Annotated in this window: 22 protein-coding genes; 11 read left to right on the top strand and 11 right to left on the bottom strand. The window is 68.7% G+C overall.

Translation table 11 applies throughout. From position 1 onward, the window contains the following. Positions 1-70: 70 nt before the first annotated feature. The 7 genes from BM199_RS13990 to BM199_RS13960 all read right to left on the bottom strand — a co-directional run bounded on the left by BM199_RS13990 (position 71) and on the right by BM199_RS13960 (position 7,819). On the bottom strand, positions 71-2,014 hold the full coding sequence (locus BM199_RS13990; protein WP_091673556.1) for an FtsX-like permease family protein: 1,944 nt from the start codon (positions 2,012-2,014) through the stop codon (positions 71-73). 4 nt (positions 2,015-2,018) lie between these two features. Beyond that, positions 2,019-2,789 carry an ABC transporter ATP-binding protein gene (locus BM199_RS13985; protein WP_245788351.1) on the bottom strand — a complete coding sequence of 257 codons (771 nt, stop codon included), beginning with the start codon at positions 2,787-2,789 and terminating at the stop codon, positions 2,019-2,021. Between the two features lie 90 nt (positions 2,790-2,879). After that, positions 2,880-3,905: a GNAT family N-acetyltransferase gene (locus tag BM199_RS13980; RefSeq protein WP_091673553.1), complete on the bottom strand. Its 1,026-nt coding sequence runs from the start codon at positions 3,903-3,905 to the stop codon at positions 2,880-2,882. Beyond that, positions 3,902-4,906, bottom strand: coding sequence for a GNAT family N-acetyltransferase (locus BM199_RS13975; RefSeq protein ID WP_091673552.1), 1,005 nt, complete (start codon positions 4,904-4,906; stop codon positions 3,902-3,904). Before BM199_RS13975 ends, BM199_RS13980 begins: the two co-directional genes overlap by 4 nt. Before the next feature lie 8 nt (positions 4,907-4,914). Beyond that, on the bottom strand, positions 4,915-5,985 hold the full coding sequence (locus BM199_RS13970) for a hypothetical protein (protein ID WP_091673550.1): 1,071 nt from the start codon (positions 5,983-5,985) through the stop codon (positions 4,915-4,917). Then, positions 5,982-7,040 carry a GNAT family N-acetyltransferase gene (locus BM199_RS13965; RefSeq protein WP_091673548.1) on the bottom strand — a complete coding sequence of 353 codons (1,059 nt, stop codon included), beginning with the start codon at positions 7,038-7,040 and terminating at the stop codon, positions 5,982-5,984. The genes BM199_RS13970 and BM199_RS13965 overlap by 4 nt, the downstream gene beginning before the upstream one ends. Then, positions 7,037-7,819 (bottom strand): hypothetical protein, encoded by a 783-nt coding sequence (locus BM199_RS13960; RefSeq protein WP_091673739.1) that lies wholly within the window; start codon positions 7,817-7,819, stop codon positions 7,037-7,039. The genes BM199_RS13965 and BM199_RS13960 overlap by 4 nt, the downstream gene beginning before the upstream one ends. Before the next feature lie 276 nt (positions 7,820-8,095). Between BM199_RS13960 and BM199_RS13955 the strand changes: the two genes are divergently transcribed. The 5 genes from BM199_RS13955 (at position 8,096) to BM199_RS13935 (ending at position 14,246) form a co-directional block, all read left to right on the top strand. After that, complete coding sequence (locus tag BM199_RS13955) at positions 8,096-9,073, top strand: glycosyltransferase family 2 protein (RefSeq protein WP_091673546.1); 978 nt, start codon at positions 8,096-8,098, stop codon at positions 9,071-9,073. Then, the gene (locus BM199_RS13950) at positions 9,070-10,344 is read left to right on the top strand and encodes an ATP-grasp domain-containing protein (protein ID WP_091673738.1); all 1,275 of its coding nucleotides are present in this window, start codon (positions 9,070-9,072) and stop codon (positions 10,342-10,344) included. Before BM199_RS13955 ends, BM199_RS13950 begins: the two co-directional genes overlap by 4 nt. A 61-nt stretch (positions 10,345-10,405) precedes the next feature. Then, positions 10,406-11,707: a hypothetical protein gene (locus BM199_RS13945; RefSeq protein ID WP_091673544.1), complete on the top strand. Its 1,302-nt coding sequence runs from the start codon at positions 10,406-10,408 to the stop codon at positions 11,705-11,707. A gap of 17 nt (positions 11,708-11,724) precedes the next feature. Continuing rightward, entirely contained in the window at positions 11,725-13,542 is a 1,818-nt protein-coding gene (locus tag BM199_RS13940; protein WP_091673542.1) for a carbamoyltransferase family protein, read from the top strand. Continuing rightward, entirely contained in the window at positions 13,539-14,246 is a 708-nt protein-coding gene (locus tag BM199_RS13935; protein WP_091673540.1) for a hypothetical protein, read from the top strand. The genes BM199_RS13940 and BM199_RS13935 overlap by 4 nt, the downstream gene beginning before the upstream one ends. A 153-nt stretch (positions 14,247-14,399) precedes the next feature. Here BM199_RS13935 and hemW read toward each other — a convergent pair whose 3' ends face one another. The 4 genes from hemW to BM199_RS13915 form a co-directional block, all read right to left on the bottom strand. Beyond that, positions 14,400-15,605 carry a radical SAM family heme chaperone HemW gene (gene hemW, locus BM199_RS13930; protein ID WP_177242617.1) on the bottom strand — a complete coding sequence of 402 codons (1,206 nt, stop codon included), beginning with the start codon at positions 15,603-15,605 and terminating at the stop codon, positions 14,400-14,402. Positions 15,606-15,670: 65 nt separating this feature from the next. Continuing rightward, on the bottom strand, positions 15,671-16,603 hold the full coding sequence (locus BM199_RS13925) for an ArsA family ATPase (protein ID WP_091673537.1): 933 nt from the start codon (positions 16,601-16,603) through the stop codon (positions 15,671-15,673). 12 nt (positions 16,604-16,615) lie between these two features. Further along, entirely contained in the window at positions 16,616-16,888 is a 273-nt protein-coding gene (locus tag BM199_RS13920; protein WP_091673536.1) for a cory-CC-star protein, read from the bottom strand. After that, positions 16,885-18,606, bottom strand: coding sequence for a carbon starvation CstA family protein (locus BM199_RS13915; RefSeq protein ID WP_091673534.1), 1,722 nt, complete (start codon positions 18,604-18,606; stop codon positions 16,885-16,887). The genes BM199_RS13920 and BM199_RS13915 overlap by 4 nt, the downstream gene beginning before the upstream one ends. A 111-nt stretch (positions 18,607-18,717) precedes the next feature. Between BM199_RS13915 and BM199_RS13910 the strand changes: the two genes are divergently transcribed. The 6 genes from BM199_RS13910 to cysD all read left to right on the top strand — a co-directional run bounded on the left by BM199_RS13910 (position 18,718) and on the right by cysD (position 23,305). After that, positions 18,718-19,527 (top strand): hypothetical protein, encoded by an 810-nt coding sequence (locus BM199_RS13910; protein WP_091673533.1) that lies wholly within the window; start codon positions 18,718-18,720, stop codon positions 19,525-19,527. Positions 19,528-19,565: 38 nt separating this feature from the next. After that, positions 19,566-19,700, top strand: coding sequence for a putative leader peptide (locus BM199_RS35200; protein ID WP_425425526.1), 135 nt, complete (start codon positions 19,566-19,568; stop codon positions 19,698-19,700). A gap of 123 nt (positions 19,701-19,823) precedes the next feature. Beyond that, positions 19,824-21,524: a nitrite/sulfite reductase gene (locus BM199_RS13905; RefSeq protein WP_091673531.1), complete on the top strand. Its 1,701-nt coding sequence runs from the start codon at positions 19,824-19,826 to the stop codon at positions 21,522-21,524. Next, positions 21,521-21,673: an eL43 family ribosomal protein gene (locus tag BM199_RS34520; protein ID WP_091673529.1), complete on the top strand. Its 153-nt coding sequence runs from the start codon at positions 21,521-21,523 to the stop codon at positions 21,671-21,673. Before BM199_RS13905 ends, BM199_RS34520 begins: the two co-directional genes overlap by 4 nt. Beyond that, on the top strand, positions 21,670-22,374 hold the full coding sequence (locus BM199_RS13895; protein WP_091673528.1) for a phosphoadenylyl-sulfate reductase: 705 nt from the start codon (positions 21,670-21,672) through the stop codon (positions 22,372-22,374). Before BM199_RS34520 ends, BM199_RS13895 begins: the two co-directional genes overlap by 4 nt. A 10-nt stretch (positions 22,375-22,384) precedes the next feature. Continuing rightward, complete coding sequence (cysD, locus tag BM199_RS13890) at positions 22,385-23,305, top strand: sulfate adenylyltransferase subunit CysD (RefSeq protein ID WP_091673526.1); 921 nt, start codon at positions 22,385-22,387, stop codon at positions 23,303-23,305. Position 23,306 lies beyond the last annotated feature (1 nt).

Below are 23,306 nucleotides of genomic sequence, written 5' to 3'. Positions count from 1 at the left end.
TCTGAACTAAGGCTACCCTAATAAAGTCCTCTGGCATACAGGGGACCTGTGCGTCCCGTCCGCGGCCGCCTCACTCCCTCGCGGTGATCAGCGAAACCGGTGCGGCCCTGGTGGCCGACAGCGTGGTCCACACGCTGGTCAGGCCGACCACGACGAACGCCCCGGCGACCACCGTGGCCACGAGTGTCCACGGGACGGCAAGAACGGAGAACCCGGAGATCCGCCGCAGTGCGGAAGTGATCCCGACCATCGTCATCGTCGCGGCCACTCCACCGAGCAGTACGCCGATCGCGGAGACGGCCCAGGACTCGATCAGCGCCATCCGCACGACCTGGCCTCTGGTCAGACCGCTGACCCGTGCCGCGGCGAACTCCCTCCTGCGCTCCGCCGCCGCGATCACCACGGCGTTGATCACGGCGATCAGGGCGTACAGCCCGCCCAGCCCCATGATGACAGCGCTGATCCCGGCTTGGGTGTCCTGTTGTGCTGAGGCCGAGCGGCTGATCCACTCACCCACACTCGTCACCTCGCCGAACCCTCCGATCCGGATCCGCTCGGCGACGGCCGAAGCGTCGACGCCAGGGGCCACCCGGACCAGTGAGCGCGTCAGCCCTCCGGCGGTCTCCATGCCGGTCAGCAGACCCGCAGGCAGCAGAAAGTCCGCGCCACCGGTCATCGACGCGGGCAGCACCGCGACGATCCGCAGTGCGAGCATGCGGTCACCGACCTGTGCGTCAACGGTGCCGCCTAGGTGAAGGCCGCTCTCGCCACTGCTGCCCCGCCCGACCGCGACGGTTCGCCCGTGCAGGTCGTCCAGCGACCCGCTCTCCACCGTCTGCCGGTGCACGCTCTGGTAGGACGCGGGGTCGACCGCGAGCGCCATCGCGTTCTCGGTCTCGGTCTCCACCCCGTCGTCGTCGAACTCCGTACGGGTCAGCGACATCGGCACGCTCGTCTCGGCCGACACCACCGCCACGCCGGCCAGATCCGCCAGTTCCGCGGACCTGTCGCCACCGGACTCGACCACCAGGTCCGCCGCGACCGAACGCCGCTGCTCCTCCTCGCCCGTCGCCGCGATCGTGGACATCGCACCGAACTGCCCGACCAGAAGTCCCACCAGCACCAGCAGGGGCGCTGCCGTGGACGCACTACGCCGGACGCCGTCCCGCAGGTTGGCCTCGGCAAGCCCACCGAGGGTGCTGCCACGCAGTGCCAGTCCGAACAACCGGCCGACCAGCGGCACCACCAGCGGGCTGAGTGCGGACAGACCCACCGCGGCCGCCATCGCGGCGTTGATCGACAGCGGAATCGCGCCCTCCGGTCCCGCGACCCCTGCCACGATCACCATGGCCACCGCGCCACCCAGGAACAGCAGTCCGAAGAACCAGCGGGACGCGGTCATCACCCGCGTGGCCTCGCCGGTCTCCCTGAGCGCTTCCAGCGGGCGGACCTTCGCCGCCCGGCGCGACGCGACCAACACCCCGGCCAGCGCCACCCCGACCCCCATGCCGAAGGACACCCCGAGAATCCAGTCCTGCCATCGCGGCGTGAAGAACGCGGGCAGAAAACCCAGCTCGACCAGCAACCTGCTCTGCGCCCGCATCACCAGCAGCCCGAGGGGAACACCGGCACCGGCGCCGAGCACACCGAGCAGCAGGGCTTCCGACAGCAGCAGCCTGCGCACCTGTTTGCGCGCACCACCGACCAGCCGCAACAGGGCGAGGTCGCGACGACGCTGGGCGACGGTGAACGCGAACGTCGAACTGACGATGAATGCGGCGAGGAAGACCGAGAGCCCGAGAGTGATGCCGAGCAGCGCCATCGCCGCGGTGAAGGCGTCCTCGATCTCGGCGCGTTCCATGGCGGACACGCCAGCCGGAGCCTGCGCGGTCGCGGCCGAGATCAGGATCAACAGTGAGGACTGCACGAGGGCGACCCCCATGCACACGGTCACGATGGCGCCGATGAACAGCTGCCAGCGCTCGCGGAAGGTGTTCAGTGACAGGCGCAGCATCAGTTCATGCCTCCAGCCGGGCAAGACGTGCGGCGACCTCGGCGGCGGAAGGCGCGATCGCCCTGTCCACGATGTGGCCGTCGGAGAGGAAGACCACCGCGTCGGCGCTCGCCGCCGCTGCCGGGTCGTGGGTGACCATCACGATTGTCTGTCCCGCCGAATCCACCATGCCGCGTAACAGGCCCAGCACGGTTCTCGCCGACCCGGAGTCCAACGCTCCCGTCGGCTCGTCGGCGAACAACACGGCGGGCCTGGTGACCATGGCCCGCGCGATCGCCACCCGCTGCTGCTGGCCACCGGACAGCTCGCGGGGCCGGTGCCGCCGCCGGTCGTCGAGTCCCACGCTCGCCAGCACCGCCCGGACATCCTTTGTGGACACCCTTCCGCCACCGAGTTTCAGCGGCAGTGCGACGTTCTGCTCAGCCGTCAGCGAGCCGATCAGGTTGAAGCTCTGGAAGACGAACCCGACGCTCCCGCGACGCAACGCGGTCAGTTCGGCGTCGGACGCCGCGGTGATGTCCTGCCCGGCGAGCAGCACCTGCCCCGCACTCACCTGTTCCAGCCCGGCCGCGCAGTGCAGCAGCGTCGACTTTCCCGAGCCGGACGGGCCCATCACCGCGGTCCACGAGCCCGGCGCGAACTCGGTGCTCACCCCGTCCAGCGCCCGTACCCTGGCCTGTCCCGTCCCGTACTCCCGGCCGACCCCGCGCAACTCCACTGCCGCGGGTGCCCTGCTCCCCTGCTGTTCCCGGGTCATCCCCTTTGCCGCTGTCATGGGTCGATCTCATCGTGAATCCGGTGGCGGTTCACCAGCGCCAGCCCCCGAACCCGGGGTGGGGCTGTCCCTACCCGCGCCGGCCAGCGGTTACCACAACGGAACGGCGGCCGCGTACTGCGGGACGAGTTCGGCTCCCAGTGTCCGCTTCGTCTCCGACATCTTCTTGCCCAGGATCACCCCGCGCTTACCGGTCTCGACCGACCAGCGGACCGATTCGCCGTAGAAGTGGAAGTAGAGGTTCGGCCGCCCACCTGCCTCCACCGGCAGCGCCGACCAGGTGCGCATCACCGGCCACTCCGGATCGTCCAGGATCGTCGCTATCGCCAGCAGCCGACCCGAATCACGGTCGGCATAGCTCAGCACGAACACGTCCGGTTGCCGCAGCAGGCGCTCCAGATATCCGACGAACTGGGGCAGTGGAACGATCGGGACGTCCCGATGCTTGACCTCGTTGTGCCGGATTAGTTCCGCCACTTCCGCGGGGTCCATCGCCGTCCCCGGTGTGACCCGCACATCCAGCGTCTCGTCCTCCTCGACGGTGCGGAAGATCTTGCGCAGGTTCTGCCGTCGTTTCCTGGTCAGAGTGTTCATCCAGTCCTGCCGGTCGCCGAAGGTGTCGGTGCGCAGTACGGCGATGCTCTCGGTCTCACGAACCAGTCGAAACCTGCCGTCCACCGCGGACAGTCCTGACGACGGCACCTGCCGCAGCAGCAGGCAACGAAGCCCGCGGCCGAGTGTCTCGCGCATCGCCGGCACGTAATCGGTCAGCAGTTCGCGGCATCCGCCGCCTGCCGCGCCCGCGAACCACCAGCCCGGCAGCGAGCTCGTCCCCGGCGCCCGCACGTCCAGTCCGCCCCAGCTGCCACCGCGCTCGGAGGAGACGAAGCGATGCCTGCGGGTGCGCGAACCGACCCAGGCCGAACTCACGACGCCGCGTGGTGCCCCTTCCCCGTGCAGCACGGTGACGTACTGCGGTGTCCGCGCGCACCACGCCTGCACCGCCAGCACCTCCCAGGCCCAGTCCGCGCGCAGCCCCGCCCGCCTGCGCAGGTCCGCCCAGTACCGCGGTTCCGGGTCGACCCTCGGGTCCAGCACCTCGACCGCGGGGGTCATCGGCCGGCCACCGGACGGGGGACACCGACCGCGAACAAGGGGCGCGTGCGCAACCCCAGCGAGGCCTTCAGTTCGAGTCTGCCCCTGCCCGCTGCGAGCGCCTTGCGCCCGTCGGCGACGACCTGCTCGATCAGGCGGGCGTAGGAGTCGAAGTAGAGATGCTTGCGCCCGCCCGCCTCCGGCGGCAACGCCGCCCAGTGCTGGTACAGCGGGATGTCCGGATGATCCAGCAGGTCCGCGAATGCCAGCAACCTGCCGCTCCCGTCGTGATACGTCAGGGTCCGCACATCCTCCCTGCGAACCAGCGCGTGCAGGTACTCGGCGGAGACCGGGCTCCGGCTGTCGAACTTCGGCCTGCCGAGACGGTCGCGATGCCGGTTCACCAGTTCGGCCAGCTCCGCTCCGTCGAGATCATCACGTGCGGACGCGAATCGCACCACGATTCCGGCGTCCGCATCCACCTTGCGAACCTGACCGCGGATACTGTGCCTGCGGCTTCGCGGCAACGACGCGACCCAGTCGGCGCCACTGGCGAAGGTGTTCTCCAGCACCGCCGTGCCCATCGCCTGCCGAACGAGGCGGCCGCGCCCGCGTACGAGCGGCAGCGAGTCCACGGAGACGGAGCGGTACAACAGACCTGCACAGCCCACACCCGCCGCCCTGCAGAGCGCCCGTTCGCACGTCCGCAACACGTGCCTGAGGTCGGCCGGTTCCAGTCGGTCCGTCAGTGCCCAGCCGGGAAAGCCGGACAGCCACGGGTTGTGCACCTCGAGGAGACTGAGACCGCCACGGAACCGGACCAGGGTCGCCACGACCGCACCGAGCGCGCTGCCGTCGCGCCGGACCACCGCGATCCTGGTGGGCTGGCGCGCGTGCCGTGACTCGATACCCAGCAGGCCGAAGTCCCAGGACGCGTGCTGCGCGGTGGAGCCGCGCAACCCAGCCCATCCCGCCGGTTCTTCGTCGTATGCCGGATCGAGGACTTCCACGGAGTCGGCCATCCTCGCCCTCACCGACCCATCACCGGTCTCGGCACGGCGACCGACGTCAGGGACCTGGTGCCGAAACCCAGTTCTCCCTTGACATCCAGCAGCGTGCGGCCCGCGGTCAACTCGGCCCTGCCATGCTCGATCATGTGCCGCACACACCGTGCGTACGCGTCGATGTACAAATCCCCACGCCCGCCACTGCCGGCGGGAACCGCGGCCCAGTGGTGGACGGCGGAACTCACCGGGTGGTCGATCATCGTGTTGAAAGCCAGCAGTCCGCCGTTCCGGTCGCGGTACACGGTGGTCACGACGTCCCGGCGACGCACGAAGGTGTCCAGGTACGCGGCTGCCACCGGACTGCGGGTGTCCAGGTGCAGGCCGCCGACCCGCGATCGCTGCCCCTCGGCCCATGCCCGCGCATCCTGCCGCGCCCTGTGCTCGTTGAGCAGGACGGCCAGCTCGCGGCCGTCCAGATCGGTGCGTTGCGCGCCCGAGGTGACCTGGACCGTGTCGTCAGCGTCCAGGCGTTCGATGGCGGCACGAACGCGGGGAGACAGGGTGTCCAGCCAGTCCGCGAAGGAAGACCACCTGTTGCGCATCACCGCGGTGGGATCGATCTCCCTCGTCACCCGTCCACCGCCGCCGGCGGCGAGACCCACCTCGGGCGTCATGGCGCGGTACACCACCCCGACTGTGCCGATGCCGAGGAACCGCACCAGTTCGCGTTCGAACAGCCGTAGCGCCGCCTTGCGCGCCGCGGCGTCCACGGAACGGTCGAAGACGCCTGCCGGGTATCCACTGAGCAGGGGCAGATAGACCTCGGCCCACACGGGACGCAACCGGGTGCGTCGGCCGCTCGGTGACGGCGCGAAAGTCCGGCCGCGAAACGTTCGGCAGACCATGACGGAGCAGGCGCCGACCACTCGTGTTCCATTGTGGAGCACCGCGAGTACCGGCGGGTTGCGCGACAGCCACGCCTCGGTACCAAGGAGCTGATAGTCCCAGACCGGCGGCAGGTTCGCCCTGCGGCGGAAATCACGCCATCCCTCGGGCTCCCTGTCGGTGCGCGGGTCCACGATGTCGACGTTCATCGGCCCACCACCGGCCTCGGCACCGCGACACCGAAGATCGGTCGCGTCCGGAATCCCAATGAGCGCTTCACCTCATGGGGCCGGCGCCCGGCGGAGAGCTCAGCCGCGCCCCTGCGGACCAGGTGCCGGACAGCCCGCTGATAGCTGTCGAAGAACAGGTGCTTACGCCCGCCCTCGGCCTCGGGCAACGCGGCCCAGTGCTGCTTGATCACGCTGTCCGGATGGTCGAGCATGGTGTTCACCGCCAGTAGTTGTCCCTCGTCGTCGTGGTACGTGAGCGTGTGCACGTCCGGTCGGCGCAGAAACCTCTCGAAGTAGGCGCCGGAAAGCGGGCTCCGGGTGTCCAGCGGCGCCTTTCCGCGCTCGGCACGATGCCGGTTGATCAGCCGCGCGATCTCTGCGCCGTCGAGGTCGTCCCGTGCTGCTCCACCACGCACCAGCAGATCGGACGCGGACTCCAGTTCCCTGTGTTGTCTGCGCAGGCTCGCCCTGCGGCTCTTCGACAGCAAGGACAACCAGTCGTCGGGTGAGGAGAAGTCGTTGGCCAGCACCGCGACCGAATCGACCTCACGTGTCAGCCTCCCACGACCGGCGACGATTCCCGCGAGTTCTTGGTCGAGGGCGCGGTAGAGCACACCGAGCAGCCCGGCGCCGAGGCAGCGTGCGAGTTCCCGCTCGGCCAGTCTCGCCACATCCCCGCGCGCGGCCGGATCGAGGCCGGGGTCGAACACGACCCCCGGAAAGCCACTGAGCCAGGGCTGGTACACCTCGGCCCAGACCGGTCCCCGGATCCTCGGCCAGCGGGAATGCTGCTTCGGTGCCGACGCGTACCGCGGTTTTCGCCACGGGCGGCACACGAGAACCGAAAGACCGGCGACCACCTTGCCCGCGTCGCTGACCACGATCAGCACCGGCGGGTTGCGCGCCGTCCACGCTTCCAGCCTGATCAGCTCGTAGTCCCACACCGCGTGCAACCGCCACCGCCGCTGGAAGTCGCGCCACCCGGCGGGCTCCGGGTCCACTCGGGGATCGAAGACAGCCACGCCGGAGGTCACGTCAGCACAACCGGGGTTCCGTGCCGAGGGCAGGACGCCACCTTCCCCGCGACCCCGCCCGCGACGAGCACGTCGACCATCCTCGGGGACTCCTGGCGGAGCAAGGTCACCGCGAGACCGGCCCTGGTCGAGCGGACGTACACCCGGCGCCAGTCAAGGTGCCATCGTCCACACCGGTGGAACGCGCCGAGGTATCCCAGCTGTGGGTCGTGGATGAGCCCGTACGGCCCGCCGTCGAGTTCGGCGAGTGTGCGGTGGGGCACGCGGTCCAGCCGTTGTGGAAGGTCCGCGCGCAGTGCCGAGTCCAGCGCGGCCAGTCCCTTGTCCGGCCCTACGGCGACCACGCTGTCCTTACGTAGCAGGGCATTCGTGAGTTCCGTCATGGCGGGCTCGTCCGTGAGCAACGCCTCGGGGTCCAGCACGCACCCGCGCATACGCCCCCCGAGATCCGCGGGGGGAAGTGTCATCTCCGGGTCGGCGACGACGACGAGGGTGTCCCGCCGCAACGGTCGTGCGTGTGGCAGCACGCTGCCGAGGCCACGCACCGGGTCCGGCCGGGCAGCGCCACCCGCCAGCGGCACGAGATCCACCATCGCGCGAGCCGCGTCATCCGGGGTCACGGCTCCGTCGCGCGTGCCGGTTCTGCCTGGCACGAGAGTCGGCTGGGTCCGGCCGTCGAGCGCCCACCGCTCTCGATAGAACGGGACCGTGTCGAACGCGGACCGGACGGCACGACGGTATTCCGAGCGCCACAAAGCGCTCACCCCAGTAGTCCACATGCCGACCGAGTGTGCCAGCACAGGCGCCGAATTCGACCGCGCGCAGACGGAATCCGCCAAACACCCCACATCTTTCGGAGGGTGGCCGCCGCCGAACGGCGCAATTAACAACGAAAGGCTTCCCCTGACGGAGGGGGTCAGGCCTATAACTCTCGAATCGCTGCTCTACGTAGGCGCGACCCGCCTGCCTGAGATCGAACAAAGGATACCCATGCCTGGTCCACCACTACGCAGACACCCGCACCACACACAACCGCCCAATTCGGACACTGGTCGATGACCGATGCGACGGAGTCTCCTGCCCGCATCGGACTCACGGTGGTCATCCCGTGCTACAACGAAGTTGACAACATCGAACCGTCCTATCGGGAGATTCTGGCCGAGCTCGGCACCCTCGACCTGGAGATCATCTACGTTGACGACGGAAGCGTCGACGGGACGCTGGAGGTCATCCGGCATCTGGCCGAGTCCGACTCCCGCGTTCAGTTCATCTCCTTCACCCGCAACTTCGGTTTCGAGGCCGCATTCTCCGCCGGGTACCGGTACGCGAGCCGGCCGTGGATCCTGCACATCGACGCCGACCAGCAGTTCCCCGCAGCCGAGGCCAGGGTGCTCATCGAAGCGGCCGAACGCGGAAACGACGCCGTTTTCGGGGTTCGGACCAACCGGCAGGACCCGCTGCTGCGGCGCTGGGGCACCGCGGCCTTCCACTTCATCGGCCGCAGACTCCTGCGGATCGAGATCCCGGAGGGTGCGACCGCCTTCCGTCTGGTGCGGTCGGATCTGGCCCGCGAGATCGTGGATCTCCGCCTGCCCACCCCGTACTTCCTGGCCACCGTGCCCCGACTCACCAGTCGGTACACGACCGTGCCGGTCCGGCACCGGCCGCGTGCACGAGGTGAGTCCAAGGTGGGGTTCGGCTTTCTCAGCGCGCACGCCGTCGAGCTGTTCGTAGGCTTCAGCCGGAGACTCACGACCGCCGCGTCGTTCACCACACTGCTCAGCGGACTGCTGGCGCTGCTGCTCGCTATGGCCTCCGTGGTCGGCCTGCTGGGCGGCCACGCGGCCGCCGCGGCGCTACTGCTGTTGCTCACCGTCGTGTTGTTCACGCTGTCGCTCACCGTGCGTCACCTCGTGGTGCTCGGTGCGGGACAGGCGCGGCCACGACAGTTCTACATCCGCGAGTCGAGTCTCCCGGTCAGGGACGCCGATCGGCTGTGCGGGACACCGCGATTCCTGGGGGCAAGACCATGACAACCAACCCGAGAACAACACCGTCGCCGGGAGCGACGGGACCAGCTCTGTCAGCGCGCACACTGGTCGTACTCGGCGGCGCCGACGGATCCGTCAGTGTGTACCGCCGCGCTCGCGAACTGGGGTACCGCACCATCTGCGTCGACATCCGCCCCGGCGCACCAGGGGTCGAGGTCGCCGACGAATTCCTGCACGCCAGCGTTCGTGCTCCGGAGCAGATCGCCGCGGCGCTGGCGGGCCGCCGTGACATCGTCGCGGTGCTGTGCCCCGCCAGCGACGTGGGGCTGCCTGCCCAGGCGTGGCTGACCCGGTACTGGAACCTGCCGGAGCCACTGTCCGACGCCGCGGTGGCCGCCTCGACCGACAAGTCGGTATTCCGCGCGGTGTGCGACCGGCTCGGACTGCCCAGCTATCGGAGTGTGTCCGGTGTTCCCGGCGCCGAACTGCTCTCACGCGCACGCGAACTCCGGTATCCCACACTGGTGAAACCGGTCGACTCCTCCGGCAGCAGAGGCGTGGTGGCCTGCGCGGGTCCGGGTATGCTCCGCTCCGCGTGCACGGAGTCGATCGCGTTCTCGCCATCCGGCCGGGTCGTCGTCGAGGAGCATCTCGACGGCACCCATTTCACCATCGAGGCATTGGTCGCGGGCGGGGACATCATCTTCCACGCGGTCACCGAACGAACCATCACTCCCCCGCCGTTCTTCGTCACGTCGACACACCTGATGCCCGCGGCACTTCCGGCCGAGGCGGATGTCCGGCTGATACCGATGCTGGCATCGGTCTGCGCGGAACTCGGCTACCGCAACGGACCACTCACGCTGGACGCGGTGCTCGGGCACGACGGCGAGCTGTACCTGATCGAGATGGGCGCCAGGATGGGCGGCAACGGACTGGCCGAGCTGGTCGAGACGTGTTACGGCGTCGACCTCATGGAGGCCACGATCACCCTCGCGGTCGGCGAGGACGTGTCCCTCGATCCGAAGCCGCCGCTGCCGACACTGGTGCACATGCTGACCTCGGACCGCGGCGGCCACCTCTCGGCGGTGGACGGCGTCGAGCAGGTGCGGGCGATGCCGGAAGTGGTGGAGCTGCACCTGTTCGTCGAACCCGGCACCTTCATCCGCCCGTACGAGCAGGCGGGCTACAAGCTGGGCTACGTCGTACTCGCAGGCGAGTCCCCGACCCGGCTCTGGGCCGCCGAAGGCATCGTGCGTGGCGCGCTCAAGTTCCGGCTCGAGGAGCAGGACATGGCGGTACCACTTCCTTGAGTGCCTTCCTTCCCTACCCGCTCCGTGGACACGGGCGGCGTGCGCCTTCCCGGGTGCGGCGATGACGGGCACGGTGTCCGCCGCTCCGTTACGTCCGCTGATGATGCTGCGGTTGATCGCCGGGCGCGGGGCGTTCCGCCTCAGTGTGCAGGTGATGGCCGTGGCGCTCCTGGCGACCTGGGGCGCGGAGACGTACGGCCGGTTCACCAACGCACTGGGGCTGTGTACGTGGCTGGTGTTCCTGCCGACCGCGGCGGAGAAAGCGGCACTGAAGGTCCTGCCGAGGACGCGCCTGCTCTCCGCGCACGTGGCCGGGCTGGCATTGCGGATCGCCGCGGCACCGGTGCTGCTGCTGGTGTGTGCGCTCGCTGTCGCCCTGCTGGTGGCACCTTCGTCGACGGTCACGTTGTACCTGTGCGCGGCCACCTGGTCGGCGAGTACCGGCCTGTTGATGACGGTGTCCGGACTGCACCGGCTCCGCGGCAGGCCGGTGCTCGACGCCGTCGCGTTCGGGGTCGCCGCCGCGCTGGTGATCGGCGCGACGGCGACCGCCTGGTACACCGGATGGTCTCCGCGAAGCCATCTTCTGGTGCTGGTCGCCGGGATCGCAGTGATCATCGGCTGCACGGTGCACGCCCTGCCGCCTTCCTGGGTACGTCGGCAGGACCCGAGCGGGCGCAGGCTGCTGCCCGCGTTCGGCCGGAGCACCTGGTTGCTCGGAATCACCGAACTGCTCGACGCCGTCACCCTCTCGTCGATCTTCCTGGTGCTCGCCGTCGCGGGCCGGGTCACCGACAGCGGACCGTTCTACCTGGCACTGATGGCATCCAGCTTCATCTGCTCTTTCCTGCTGTACCAGCTCAAACTGCACCAGCCCGCCACCTCGGCCCGGCTACGCGGGCAGGGCGCGGCGGGCGGTCGAGAGCGTGCCTATGCCCTGCTCAGATCGGCCGAGTTCGCGGGACTGGCGTTCGTGGCGCTGCTGGTCTCGATGCTGGCGCTGCCCCCGACCCGGCAACTCCTCGTCACCGAGGCGACGGCGCAGGCGACGTTGGCGGAGTACCTGGTACTCGGCGTGCTCGTGCTGATCGAGATGGTCATGGCCATCGTGCTCATGTACGCGGGCTTCCTGCTGGAGAACACCAACAGCCGCGTCCTGACCATCACCTCGGGGGCCGCGGTGGTCCGGCTCGCCGCCACCCTGCTGTGCGCCGCGGCGCTCGTACCACCGCTGGGTGCGATCGGGGGGTTCTGCGCCATCGTGCTCGCCCTCGGCGCGGAAGCCGCGGCGCTGCGCCGGATGCTGCTGCGGCAGCACCCCGAACTGACCGCCCATACCCCTGTACGTGTTCGGAAACACTGAGAAAGACGGAGTCAGCCATGTACGTTCTCGGCATCAGCAGGGTCCACGACTCAGCCGCGGCACTCGTCCGCGACGGCGAGATCATCGCCTTCGCCGAGGAGGAACGCTTCACCCGGGTCAAGCACGACGGCGGCTTTCCCGCCGAGGCCATCGCGTTCTGCCTGCGTCAGGGCGGCATCAGTCTGGCCGATGTGGACCATGTCGCCTACTACTGGCAACGGTGGCAGGAACCCTGGCACGCGGCGAAGGTGTTCGCCCGGTACTTCCCCGGCACCCTTGAGGTCCTGCGCAACGACAACGGCGACGAGGGCGGACGTTCCGCGGGCATGCTCGAGACGCTGAAATCCGGCGGTGGCAAGGGAGTCGACGACTACCACGTCGGCGGGGCGCTGCTCGCCCACGTGCGGCGATCGTTCACCCTGCGGCGCGATGTGCGGGCCGCGGTCGGCCACACCGGGCCGACGAAGTTCGACGTGCATCTGGTGGACCACCATCGCGCCCACGCGGGCAGCGCCTACTACATCTGTCCTTGGGAGGAATCGGCGATTCTCACCCTTGACGGCATCGGCAGCGACGGCACGAGCACGTATCTCGCGCACGGCCGGGACAAGCGCATCACCGATCTGCGCAGGATCAAGTTCCCGCACTCGCTGGGCGCCATGTACGCGGGTGTGACCGGCTATCTCGGTTTCTATCCCACCAGGGACGAGGGCAAGATCATGGGGCTTGCCCCGTTCGGCAAGGACACCTACGTGGAGCAGTTCAAGCAGCTGATCCATCTCGATCCGGACGGCGGATTCGAACTGGACCTGAGCTGGTTCCGCCATCACACCACCGGTAAACACACGATGTCGCAGAAGTTCATCGACACCTTCGGTCCGGCACGGCCGCGCACGAAGGTGACGGCGGAGAACCCGGTTCCGCAGCACTACATGGACATCGCGTACGCCCTGCAGGTCACGCTGGAGGAGGCCGGGCTGCACCTGGCACGCTGGCTACAGCAGCAGACGGGGTCGACCCGGCTGTCCGTCGCGGGCGGAGTGGCACTCAACAGCGTCATGAACGGCAGGATTCTGCTGGAGACCCCGTTCGAGGAATTCTTCGCCCAGCCTGCCGCGGCCGACGACGGCTGCGCGCTGGGTGCCGCACTCGACGTGAGCGTCGGCAAGTACGGCAGGCCCCGGCCACGAAACGGCTTCACCTACACCGGCCCCGAGTTCACCGAGCAGGAAATGGAACTCGCGTTGCAGGACGCGGGAATCGAGTACCAGCGCGTCGACGACATCGCGGGACACACCGCGGCGAAGATCGCCGACGGCCTCATCGTGGGATGGGTGCAGGGCAGGATGGAGTGCGGGCCGAGGGCGCTCGGGAACCGTTCGCTGCTGGCGGACCCGCGCGATCCGGAATCGAAGACCCGGATGAACGAGAAGGTCAAGCACAGGGAGGCCTTCCGGCCCTTCGCGCCGTCGTGTCTCGTCGAGCGGGCAGGCGACTACTTCGTGAGCGACTACCCCTCACCGGTGATGCTGCTCGTTTTCGACGTGCTGGAGCATCAGCGCACCGCTGTTCCGGCCATCACCCACGTCGACGGCACCGCCCGCGTCCAGACGGTCAGCCGAAAGGACAACCCGCTGTACTGGGACATGATCTCGAAGTTCGAAAAGATCACCGGCGTGCCCATGGTGGTGAACACGTCGTTCAACGACAACAATGAGCCGATTGTGGCCACCCCGGCCGACGCGATCGCGTGCTTCCTCAAGACCGATGTGGACGCATTGGCACTGGGACCCTTCTGGGCGCAGAAACCATATCTGGAGGACGAGAACGAATGACGACCGAGCTGGACGCGCCCGTGAGCAGCGAGACGAACTGGGTACGGACGCTGTACCGCAACCGGGGCTGGCTCTGGGTGGTGCCAGCGATCCCCGCCGCGGCTGTCACCCTGCTGATCATGGTGGTCCTCCCACCGGATCAGACGTTGGACAATCTCGGTGAGTGGGCGTTCAAGATCAGCCCGTTCGTCCTCGCCGTACTTGCGGTCGCGCTGTTCCCCAGGGTCCGGTTCGGTCCCGCCCTGATCGTGCTGGCCGTGATCGCGTACATGGCCTATCTGGACACCGAGTTCGTCATGCGCATCCAGACCTACGGGCGGGAGGCCGACGTCGAGGGCTCGTTCCAGCCGATCTACCAGTTCGAACTGTTCATCACGACGTTCATCGTGCTGTTCGCGCTGATGGCCTACCGGCTCGGCGGCGCCCGCACCGCGACAGTGCTCAAGACCGGAATCGCCGCGGTGCTCATCGTGGTGTCAGGCCTGAACGACCTGACCTTCTGGGCACTCAACGACGTGTGGTCGGCAGGCTCCCGGCCGACGGAACTCAAGTGGGCCTCGCACATCATCGTGTTCCTCGGTGGGCCCCCGACCGTGCTCGCCGCCGTGATCTTCATGCTCGTCCACCTGGTCCTGGCGACCGCCGTGCTCGCGCTCCCCCTCGGCAAGTGGATCGACACCGCCCTCAACTCCCCCACCCCCTAGGGCTTGGAGTGTCTGCAAGTACACCCAAGCAAGATCGAAAAGCTCGTCAACCACTACCGAGCCACAGGGGCTTGGTGGTAGTCAGCGACGCGGATGATCTTGCTTGGTGGTACTTGCAGACGCACCATGGCTATGGGGGTGGGGGGTGTCCGGTCAGCCGGCCAGGCGCCGGACGACCCCGTCGGCGAGCAGCCTGCCCCGCGCGGTCAGTACCGCTCGGCCACGCGAGTCCATTGCGGACTGATCGAGCAGGCCCTCGGCCGCGGCGTCGCGTGCCGCCGCGATTCCGGACTGATCGAGCACGTCCAGCGACAACCCCTCGGCGAGCCGGAGTTCCAGCATCACCCGCTCCAGGTGCCGGTCCTCCTCGGTGAGCATCTCACGCCCGCCGACAGGTGACGCACCGGACGCGAGCGCCGCGGCGTACCGCGAAGGGTGCTTGACGTTCCACCAGCGCACGCCGCCGACGTGGCTGTGCGCTCCGGGGCCCGCGCCCCACCAGTCACCGCCTCGCCAGTAGCCGAGGTTGTGACCGCACCGCGCGGCCTCCGACGCGGCCCAGTTCGACACCTCGTACCACCGCAGTCCCGCCGCGGCGAGCGAACGGTCGATCTGCTCGTAGTACTCGGCGAGCATGTCGTCATCGGGGGCGGGCAACTCACCCCGGCGCACCCTGCGTGCCAGCGCGGTGCCTTCCTCCACGATGAGCGCGTAGGCCGAGACGTGGTCCACACCGGACTCGAGTACGGCATCGAGCGACGCCCGCAGATCTTCGGGACGTTCTCCCGGGGTCCCGTAGATCAGGTCCAGATTGACGTGCTCGAACCCCGCGGCGCGCGCCTCGGCCGCGGCGGCGACCGGTCTGCCGGGTGTGTGCACGCGGTCGAGGACCCGCAGCACGTGCCGGGCCGCGGACTGCATGCCCAGCGACACTCGCGTGTAGCCGGCGTCCCGGATTCCGGCGAAGAACTCCGGCGAGGTCGATTCGGGATTGGATTCCGTGGTGACCTCCGCGCCGGGGGCGATGCCGACAGCGTCGCGCACCGCGCCGAGCACCGATTCGAGACCGCCCGCACCGAGCAGCGACGGTGTCCCACCACCGACGAAGACGGTGTCCGCGGGTGGTGGAGCGCCGAGCACCCTGCCTGCCAGTTCGAGCTCCCGGCGCAACCCGTCCAGCCACGACTCCGGGGACGAGGCGGAGTCCAACTCGCCCGCGGTGTAGGTGTTGAAGTCGCAGTAGCCGCAGCGGGTCGCGCAGAACGGCACGTGCACGTACACGCCGAACGGCCGCGTGCCGAGCCCGGCCAGCGACTCGGCAGGCAGGGCGGATTCGGCGGGCACCACGGCGGAAGTCACCCTCCCAGTGTCCCCCAACGCCACCCCGCGACCGTCCGACGGGTGCCAGGTCGCGGGCAGGACGGCTACTCGCCCAACCCGGCCTCGTCCAGAAGAGTCGCCAGGTCGGCGAGTTCGGCCCGGGTCGTCAAAGCACCTCCGAGCAGCGGGACGTGCACCATTTCGGTGGCCTCGAACCGGTCTCGCAGGCGCCGCAGCACCTCCGCCTGCTGCGGCAGCCGCTCGGCCAGCACGCCGGTCTCGCCCTCGGGCACCACCCGGTTGACGATCAGGGTCCCCAGCCGCATCCCAGCGCCGGTCAGCGTGTCCGCCGCACGCAGCGTCTCGGCGAGCGGCAGGTGCTCCGGCACCAGCACCAGGTGCACCAGCGAGTCCTCGCGCAACCGCTCCCGCATCCACTCCAGCCGCCTGCGCCGGGCGTGCAGCCGATCGAGCAGCGGGTCTGGGGTCTCGTCGGCCCTGCCCAGCATGCCCGCGGCCATCCGGTCCACGGTCCTGGTCCGTTCCCGCTGCCGCGCCAACCCCTCCACCCACGGCGTGAGTAGGGCAGGCAGGCTGAGCAGCCGCACCATGTGGCCCGTCGGGGCGCTGTCGACAACGAGCCGGTCCCAGCGCGTGCCAACCTGCTCGACGAGGGCGGTGAGCCGGTCGAGCAGCGCGGCCTCGACGGTGCCGGGACTGTCGACTGCCCTGGCCAGGTGTCGCCGCACCGCGGGCAGCACCTCCCGGGGCAGTGCCTGCTCCGCGTCCTCGGTGATCTCGGCGACCCGTCTGCGCGCCTGTGCCTCGCCACTGACCTCCGCGGCCCACAGCCCCGTCGCCACCTCGCGGGGCTCCTCACCAAGCCGGGTGGCGAGCACGTCCCCGAGGGAGTGCGCGGGGTCGGTCGAGACGACGAGCGTGCGCTGTCCGCGAGCGGCCTGCGACATCGCCAGCGCCGCCGCCATCGTCGTCTTCCCGACGCCTCCCTTGCCGCCGAGGAACCGGATCGCGGTCATCGTGGACCGTTCCTAACAGCAGACACCGGGGTCCCCGAAACTCTCCCTGCCCATCCGCTGATGCCATTCGTGCAGATCGGCGACCAGGTACGGCACCAGGTCCAGGGTCTCGTAGGCAACCGGGTTGTCGACACCGAGCGACTCCAGCATCACCAGTGCCCGCAGGGTGTCCTCCTGCCTGCGGGCCTCGCGGCGCAGTCCCTGCCGCCACCGTGCGGTGAAAACGGCGTCGTGACCGCGCTCGATCGTGCGCCAGGCGCGGACGATCCGCGACCAGGCGCTCACGACTCCGTTTCCGACTCCTGTGCCGGCTCACCGCTGCGCGCACCGACCCACGCCTTGCGCAGTGCGATACCCGCCTCCACGATCAGCCACAGCGCGAGCACGAAGATGATGAGATCCAGTGGCGCGAGCACCCACTGACCTTCCTCCACGAAAGTGGCCAGGTTCAGGATCAGCGCCCAGGTGGTCATCGCCAGCAGGAACACCAGCGGGATCAGGATCGCGATCGGGTTGCGCCGGTTGCGTGTCACCCACACCGCGATCACCGCGAGCGCCAGACCCGCGGTCAGCTGGTTGGTGGTGCCGAACAGCTGCCACAGCACGCCGAAGGTGTAGCCCTTGTCTCCACCGCCGGGCAGCAGTGCCATCGCCAGCGGAACCGCCACAGCGAGCGCGGTCGCCAGCGTGACGTTGCGCGAGACGGACTTGACCCCGGCGATGTCGGCGATCTCCTGCACGATGTAGCGCTGGAGGCGGACGCCGGTGTCCATCGTGGTCGCCGCGAAGCTGATCACGACGATCGAGGCGAAGATGACGCCGATAGACACCGGGATCCCGAGGTTGCCCGCGAACGAGGCGATGCCGTTGACGAAGTTCGTGGTCGATCCGCCGGACGCCGTGGAGAAGTCGCTGTAGAGCGCGTTCCAGTCCACGGTGGTCGCCGCCACGCCCGCGGTGCACGCCAGGATCGAGCCGAGCGCGAGGGAACCCTCCCCCACCGCGCCGAGATAGCCGACGTGCCGCGCGTCGGTCTCCTTGTCCAGCTGTTTCGACGTCGTTCCCGACGACACCAGACTGTGGAAGCCCGAGATGGCACCGCACGCGATGGTGATGAACAGGAACGGGAACCAACTCGGCGATCCCTCGGGGGTGTCGTTCACCATCGGAGCCACGATGCGGTCCATGCCGATCGCGATGCCGAGCAGGATCACGCCGAGCGCGATGAACAGCTGGTGGGAGTTGATGTAGTCCCGCGGCTGCAGCAGCACCCACACCGGAATCCGGGATGCGACGAAGGTGTAGGCGAACAGCAGGATGACCCACAGGTTGCGCTCGGTGAACAGACCGTCCGCCGCCGCGACGCCTTCGAGCGAGATCGGCAGCAGCTGCCCGAGGAAGATCGACAGGTAGAGCACGATCACGCCGACGATGGACGGGATCAGCGCCGCGCTGCGGGTGCGGTAGATGTACTGCCCGATCCCGATGGCCAGCGGGATCTCCAGCAGGATCGGCAGGACCGCTTCCGGATACGCCACGAACAGGTTGCCGATCACCACGGCGAACACGGCGTTGACCAGCGTGAGCAGGAAGAAGATGATCAGCAGGAACAGGGCGCGGGCGCGCTTGTTGACAACTTCCTTGGCGAGGGTGCCGATGCTCTTCGCCCGGTGGCGCACCGAGATGGCGAGCGAACCGAAATCGTGCACCCCGGCCGCGAAGATCGTGCCGAGCACGACCCAGGCCAGTGCCGGACCCCAGCCCCAGAACACGGCGATCGCCGGGCCCACGATCGGGGCCGCGCCCGCGATCGAGGTGAAGTGGTGACCGAACAACACGTGCTTATTGGTCGGGACGAAGTCGACACCGTCGCGCATGCTGTGCGCCGGGGTGACGAACGCGGGGTCGAGCGCGTACACCTTGCGGGCGAGATACTGCGAGTAGTAGCGGTAGCCGAGGTAGAACAGGACGGCCACGACGAGGGCTACAACTATTGCGGGCATGTCGCACGCTCCAAGGACGGAACTGACACTTCTGACACCGTTGACAAGAGGTCTGACCAGCCGATCCGGCGCACCGTAACAGCCCGAAGATCGGGAGAGAAGAGCTGGAACGTGAACGAGTTCGATCAGTTATGGCGGCGCGCGCTGACCGGTGAACTCTCCTGGCTGAACGCCTCCGGGGAGCCCGCCGTCCTGCCGGTCACCCCGCTGACGAGCGGGCCGGACGGGGGCGCCTGCGTGGCGCTGCCGTACTCGAGCGCGGGCGAGGTCGCCGGGCTGCGCTCCGCGACCGAGGTTGCCTTCTCCGTGACGGACTCGCGATCGCTGCAGCGCGCCAGGGCAGGGCGGGCGGCGCTCGGCGATGTCGAGATCATCGACGACACCGAGGGCGAACTGTTCACCGTCGAACTGCTGCGCCAGGAACTCGTGAAGTACCCGCCCACCCGCACACTTGCCGACAGCCCACTGCTGTGCAGGGAGAACTGGTGGTGGCTGCCACGCATCATCGTTCGGCTGGAGCGGGTGCGCACAGAGCTGGAGCTGCCCGCCCGGACCAATCCGGTGACGCAGGCGGTGCTCGTGCGCGACGACGGCACGGGACTCACGCTGGACACGGTCACGGTGGAGCACGAACGCGCTCCGGTACGGCTGTCGCAGCTCGGCGGCAGGCCGCTGCGTGGCGACGGCGCGCCTTCGGTCGCGTGCGGCTATGACTACTCGATGCCGGACCTGGAACGGTGGGAGCGCTGGTCGCTGCGCGGTGCGCTGCGGGGCGACGAGCTGACGGTGACCCGCCGGTCGGGCAACCCGGACGCCGATCTCGCCCCGCTGTCCCTGCTGCCGCGCATCCGCCGTCAGCGGGCCCTGTCCAGGGACTGCCGCAGGGAACTCGCCGCGATCGAGCGTGCTCGGCGCGCCTGACCCGCGGGAAGTGCCGCCCGCGTGATGCTGCTCCCACCATGTGGATGGCGCTAGACCACTCAGTGGGCGCGTGGCAGTCTGACAACGTGACTTCCGCCGGTGTGCGCCTCGTGGCTCGACGACACGTCGATCTGCGCCGTGTGGCCAGCGCACTGTGCTCGGCGATGCGCTGAACCCCGCCGCCACTGCCACGATCTAGGACCGCAGGCGCCGGACGCGCCGCGACCGCTCCCACCACCGCTTCACCTGGGCGTTCTCGCTGCGCACGGCACCACCACAGCCCCGGAGGACGACGAATGGCCTCGCCGACACGCGACACCCCGAACGCCGGTCGCACCGCGCGTCCCAAACAGCGCCGCGGTGAGGGCCAGTGGGCGCTGGGATACCGCGAGCCGCTGAACCCCAACGAGCGTTCGAAGAAGGACGACAACCCGCTCAACGTCCGCGCCCGCATCGAGAACATCTACGCGAACGGCGGGTTCGACTCGATCGACCCCGGCGATCTGCGCGGACGTTTCCGCTGGTACGGCCTCTACACCCAGCGCAAGCCCGGGATCGACGGCGGCCGCACCGCGACGCTGGAGCCCGAGGAGTTGGACGACGAGTACTTCATGCTGCGGGTCCGCCTCGACGGTGGCGCGCTGAGCACGGAGCAGCTGTCGGTCCTCGGCGAGATCTCGCAGACCTACGCCCGCGACACGGCCGACATCACCGACCGGCAGAACATCCAGTACCACTGGATCCAGGTCGAGGACATGCCGACCATCTGGCAGAAGCTGGAGGACGCGGGCATGACCACGATGGAGGCCTGCGGCGACAGCCCCAGGGTTATCCTCGGCTCGCCGGTAGCGGGCATCTCCGCCGAGGAGGTCATCGACGGCACCCCCGCCATCGACGAGATCAAACGCCGTTTCGTGGGCGATCCGAAGTTCGCCAATCTGCCCCGCAAGTTCAAGACAGCCGTCTCCGGACTGCCGGACGTCGCACACGAGATCCACGACGTCGCGTTCGTCGGCGTGCACCACCCCGAGCACGGTCCCGGCTTCGACGTCTGGGTAGGCGGCGGGCTGTCCACCAACCCGATGATCGGTCAGCGCCTCGGCGCCTGGGTTCCGCTGGACGAGGTCCCCGACGTCTGGGAAGGCGTCATCAGCATCTTCCGGGACTACGGTTACCGGCGACTGCGCTCCCGCGCCCGCATCAAGTTCCTGGTCAAGGACTGGGGCGCGGAGAAGTTCCGGGAAACACTCGAGACCAAGTACCTCGGACGCACACTGATCGACGGCCCCGCACCCGAGGTCCCGGCACAGCCGCTCGACCACGTTGGCACGCACCGGCAGCACGACGGCAACTACTACGTGGGCGCGGCGCCCATCGCGGGCCGGGTGTCCGGGTCGACACTGCTCGCGGTGGCCAAGGCAGCCGAACGGGCCGGATCCACCAGGGTGCGGCTGACGCCGCAGCAGAAGCTGGTGGTGCTGGACGTGCCCGAGGCCGAACTGGGCAGCCTGCGCGGCGAACTCGCCGACCTCGGGCTGCAGACCGAGCCGTCGCCCTGGCGCCGTGGGGTCATGGCCTGCACGGGGATCGAGTACTGCAAGCTCGCCATCGTCGAGACCAAAGCCAGGGCCCACGAGCTGGTGGCCGACCTCGAACGCAGGCTGGCGGACATCCAGTCCGGTGTGGACGCCCCCGTCAGTGTGCACCTGAACGGATGCCCGAACTCCTGCGCGCGGATCCAGACGGCGGACATCGGCCTGAAGGGACAGATCGTCACCGACGCCGACGGCAACCAGGTCGAGGGCTTCCAGGTGCACCTCGGCGGCGGCCTCGGCCTCGACGCGGGATTCGGCCGGAAACTGCGTGGCCACAAGGTCACCAGCGCCGAACTGACCGACTACGTGGAGCGGGTGGTGCGCAACTTCGTCGAACAGCGTGCTGACGGCGAGCGCTTCCCGCAGTGGGTGGCCAGGGCCGACGAGGGTGACCTGAAGTGACCTCGCAACGAGCGGTTCCTTTCTACTGCCCGTTCTGCGGGGACGAGGACCTGCGCCCGGAAGAGAACGGCAGTTGGCTGTGTTCTTCCTGCAGAAGGGTTTTCTCGATCACCATGATCGGCCTGCAGCTTCCAGGAGGAGTTCGATGACGGCGGCCACTCGAAGCGATGAACTCAAGGCACTGGCGGAGCGGGCCTCCGTCGAACTCGCGGACGCACCGGCGGATGAGGCGATCCGCTGGGCGGTCGAGCAGTTCGGGGACGATCTGATCGTCGCCTCCAACATGCAGGACGCTGTCCTCATCGACCTCGCGACGAAGGTCAAGTCCGATGTGGACGTACTTTTTCTGGAAACCGGCTACCACTTCGCCGAGACGATCGGCACCAGGGACGCGGTCGAGACCGTCTACTCCGGAATCCGGGTGGTGAACGCCAAGGCCGAGCAGAGCGTGGCGGAACAGGACGCGGAGTACGGGCCGAAACTGCATGACCGCGATCCCGCTCAGTGTTGTCACCTGCGCAAGGTTGTGCCACTGCGCAGGACCCTGTCGAACTACTCGTGCTGGATCACCGGCGTGCGCAGGGTGGACGCCCCCACCAGGGCGAACACTCCGGTGATCACCTGGGACGACCGCAATGGGCTGGTCAAGGTCAACCCGATCGCGCCGTGGAGTGACGACGAGTTCCGCGATTACATCGACCGGCACGGAATTCTGGAGAACCCGTTGGTACACGCGGGCTATCCGTCGATCGGCTGCGCGCCCTGCACCGCGAAGGTCGCCCCAGGCGCAGATCCCCGCAGCGGCCGCTGGGCGGGCAAGTCCAAGACCGAGTGCGGTCTGCACGGCTAGAGAGGAACACATGACCACGCTCGAACCCGCCACCGACGCGGCCAGGGACAATCTCGCCGCGCTTGAATCCGAGGCCATCCACATTTTCCGGGAGGTCGCGGGCGAGTTCGACCGCCCGGTGATCCTGTTCTCCGGCGGCAAGGACTCCACCCTGTTGCTGCACCTCGCGATCAAGGCGTTCTGGCCCGCGCCGGTGCCGTTTCCCCTGTTGCACGTGGACACCGGCCACAACTTCGACGAGGTGATCACCTTCCGCGACGAGGTGGTGGCCAAACACAACCTCCGGCTGGTCGTGGCTAAGGTCCAGGACTGGATCGACGACGGCAGGCTGGCCGAGCGGCCGGACGGCACCCGCAACCCGCTGCAAACCGTCCCGCTGCTGGGCACGATCAGCGAGAACAAGTACGACGCGGTGTTCGGCGGTGGCAGGCGCGACGAGGAGCGGGCCCGCGCGAAGGAGCGCATTTTCAGCCTACGCAACGCTTTCGGGCAGTGGGACCCGCGCAGGCAGCGTCCCGAGCTGTGGAACCTCTACAACGGACGCCACCGCCCCGGCGAGCAGGTCCGGGTGTTCCCGCTGTCGAACTGGACCGAGGCCGACGTCTGGAACTACATCGCCCGTGAGGGCATCGAACTCCCGTCGATCTACTACGCGCACCGGCGCAAGGTCTACCTACGCGACGGAATGCTGCTCACCGAAGGTCCGTGGGGCGGCCCGCGCGAGAACGAGGAGGTGCGGGACCTGACCGTGCGCTACCGAACGGTCGGCGACGGCTCCTGCACCGGCGCGGTCGAGTCCACAGCGGCCACTGTGGACGACGTCATCGCCGAGGTGCTGGCGAGCAGGCTCACCGAGCGCGGTGCCACCAGGGCCGACGACCGGTTGTCCGAGGCCGCCATGGAGGACCGCAAGAAGGAAGGCTACTTCTGAT

This window comes from Amycolatopsis marina, assembly GCF_900111885.1.
Taxonomy (GTDB): Bacteria; Actinomycetota; Actinomycetes; order Mycobacteriales; family Pseudonocardiaceae; genus Amycolatopsis; species Amycolatopsis marina.
The sequence above is the reverse complement of the archived record's forward strand: the minus strand, read 5'-3'. Positions and strand labels throughout refer to the sequence as shown.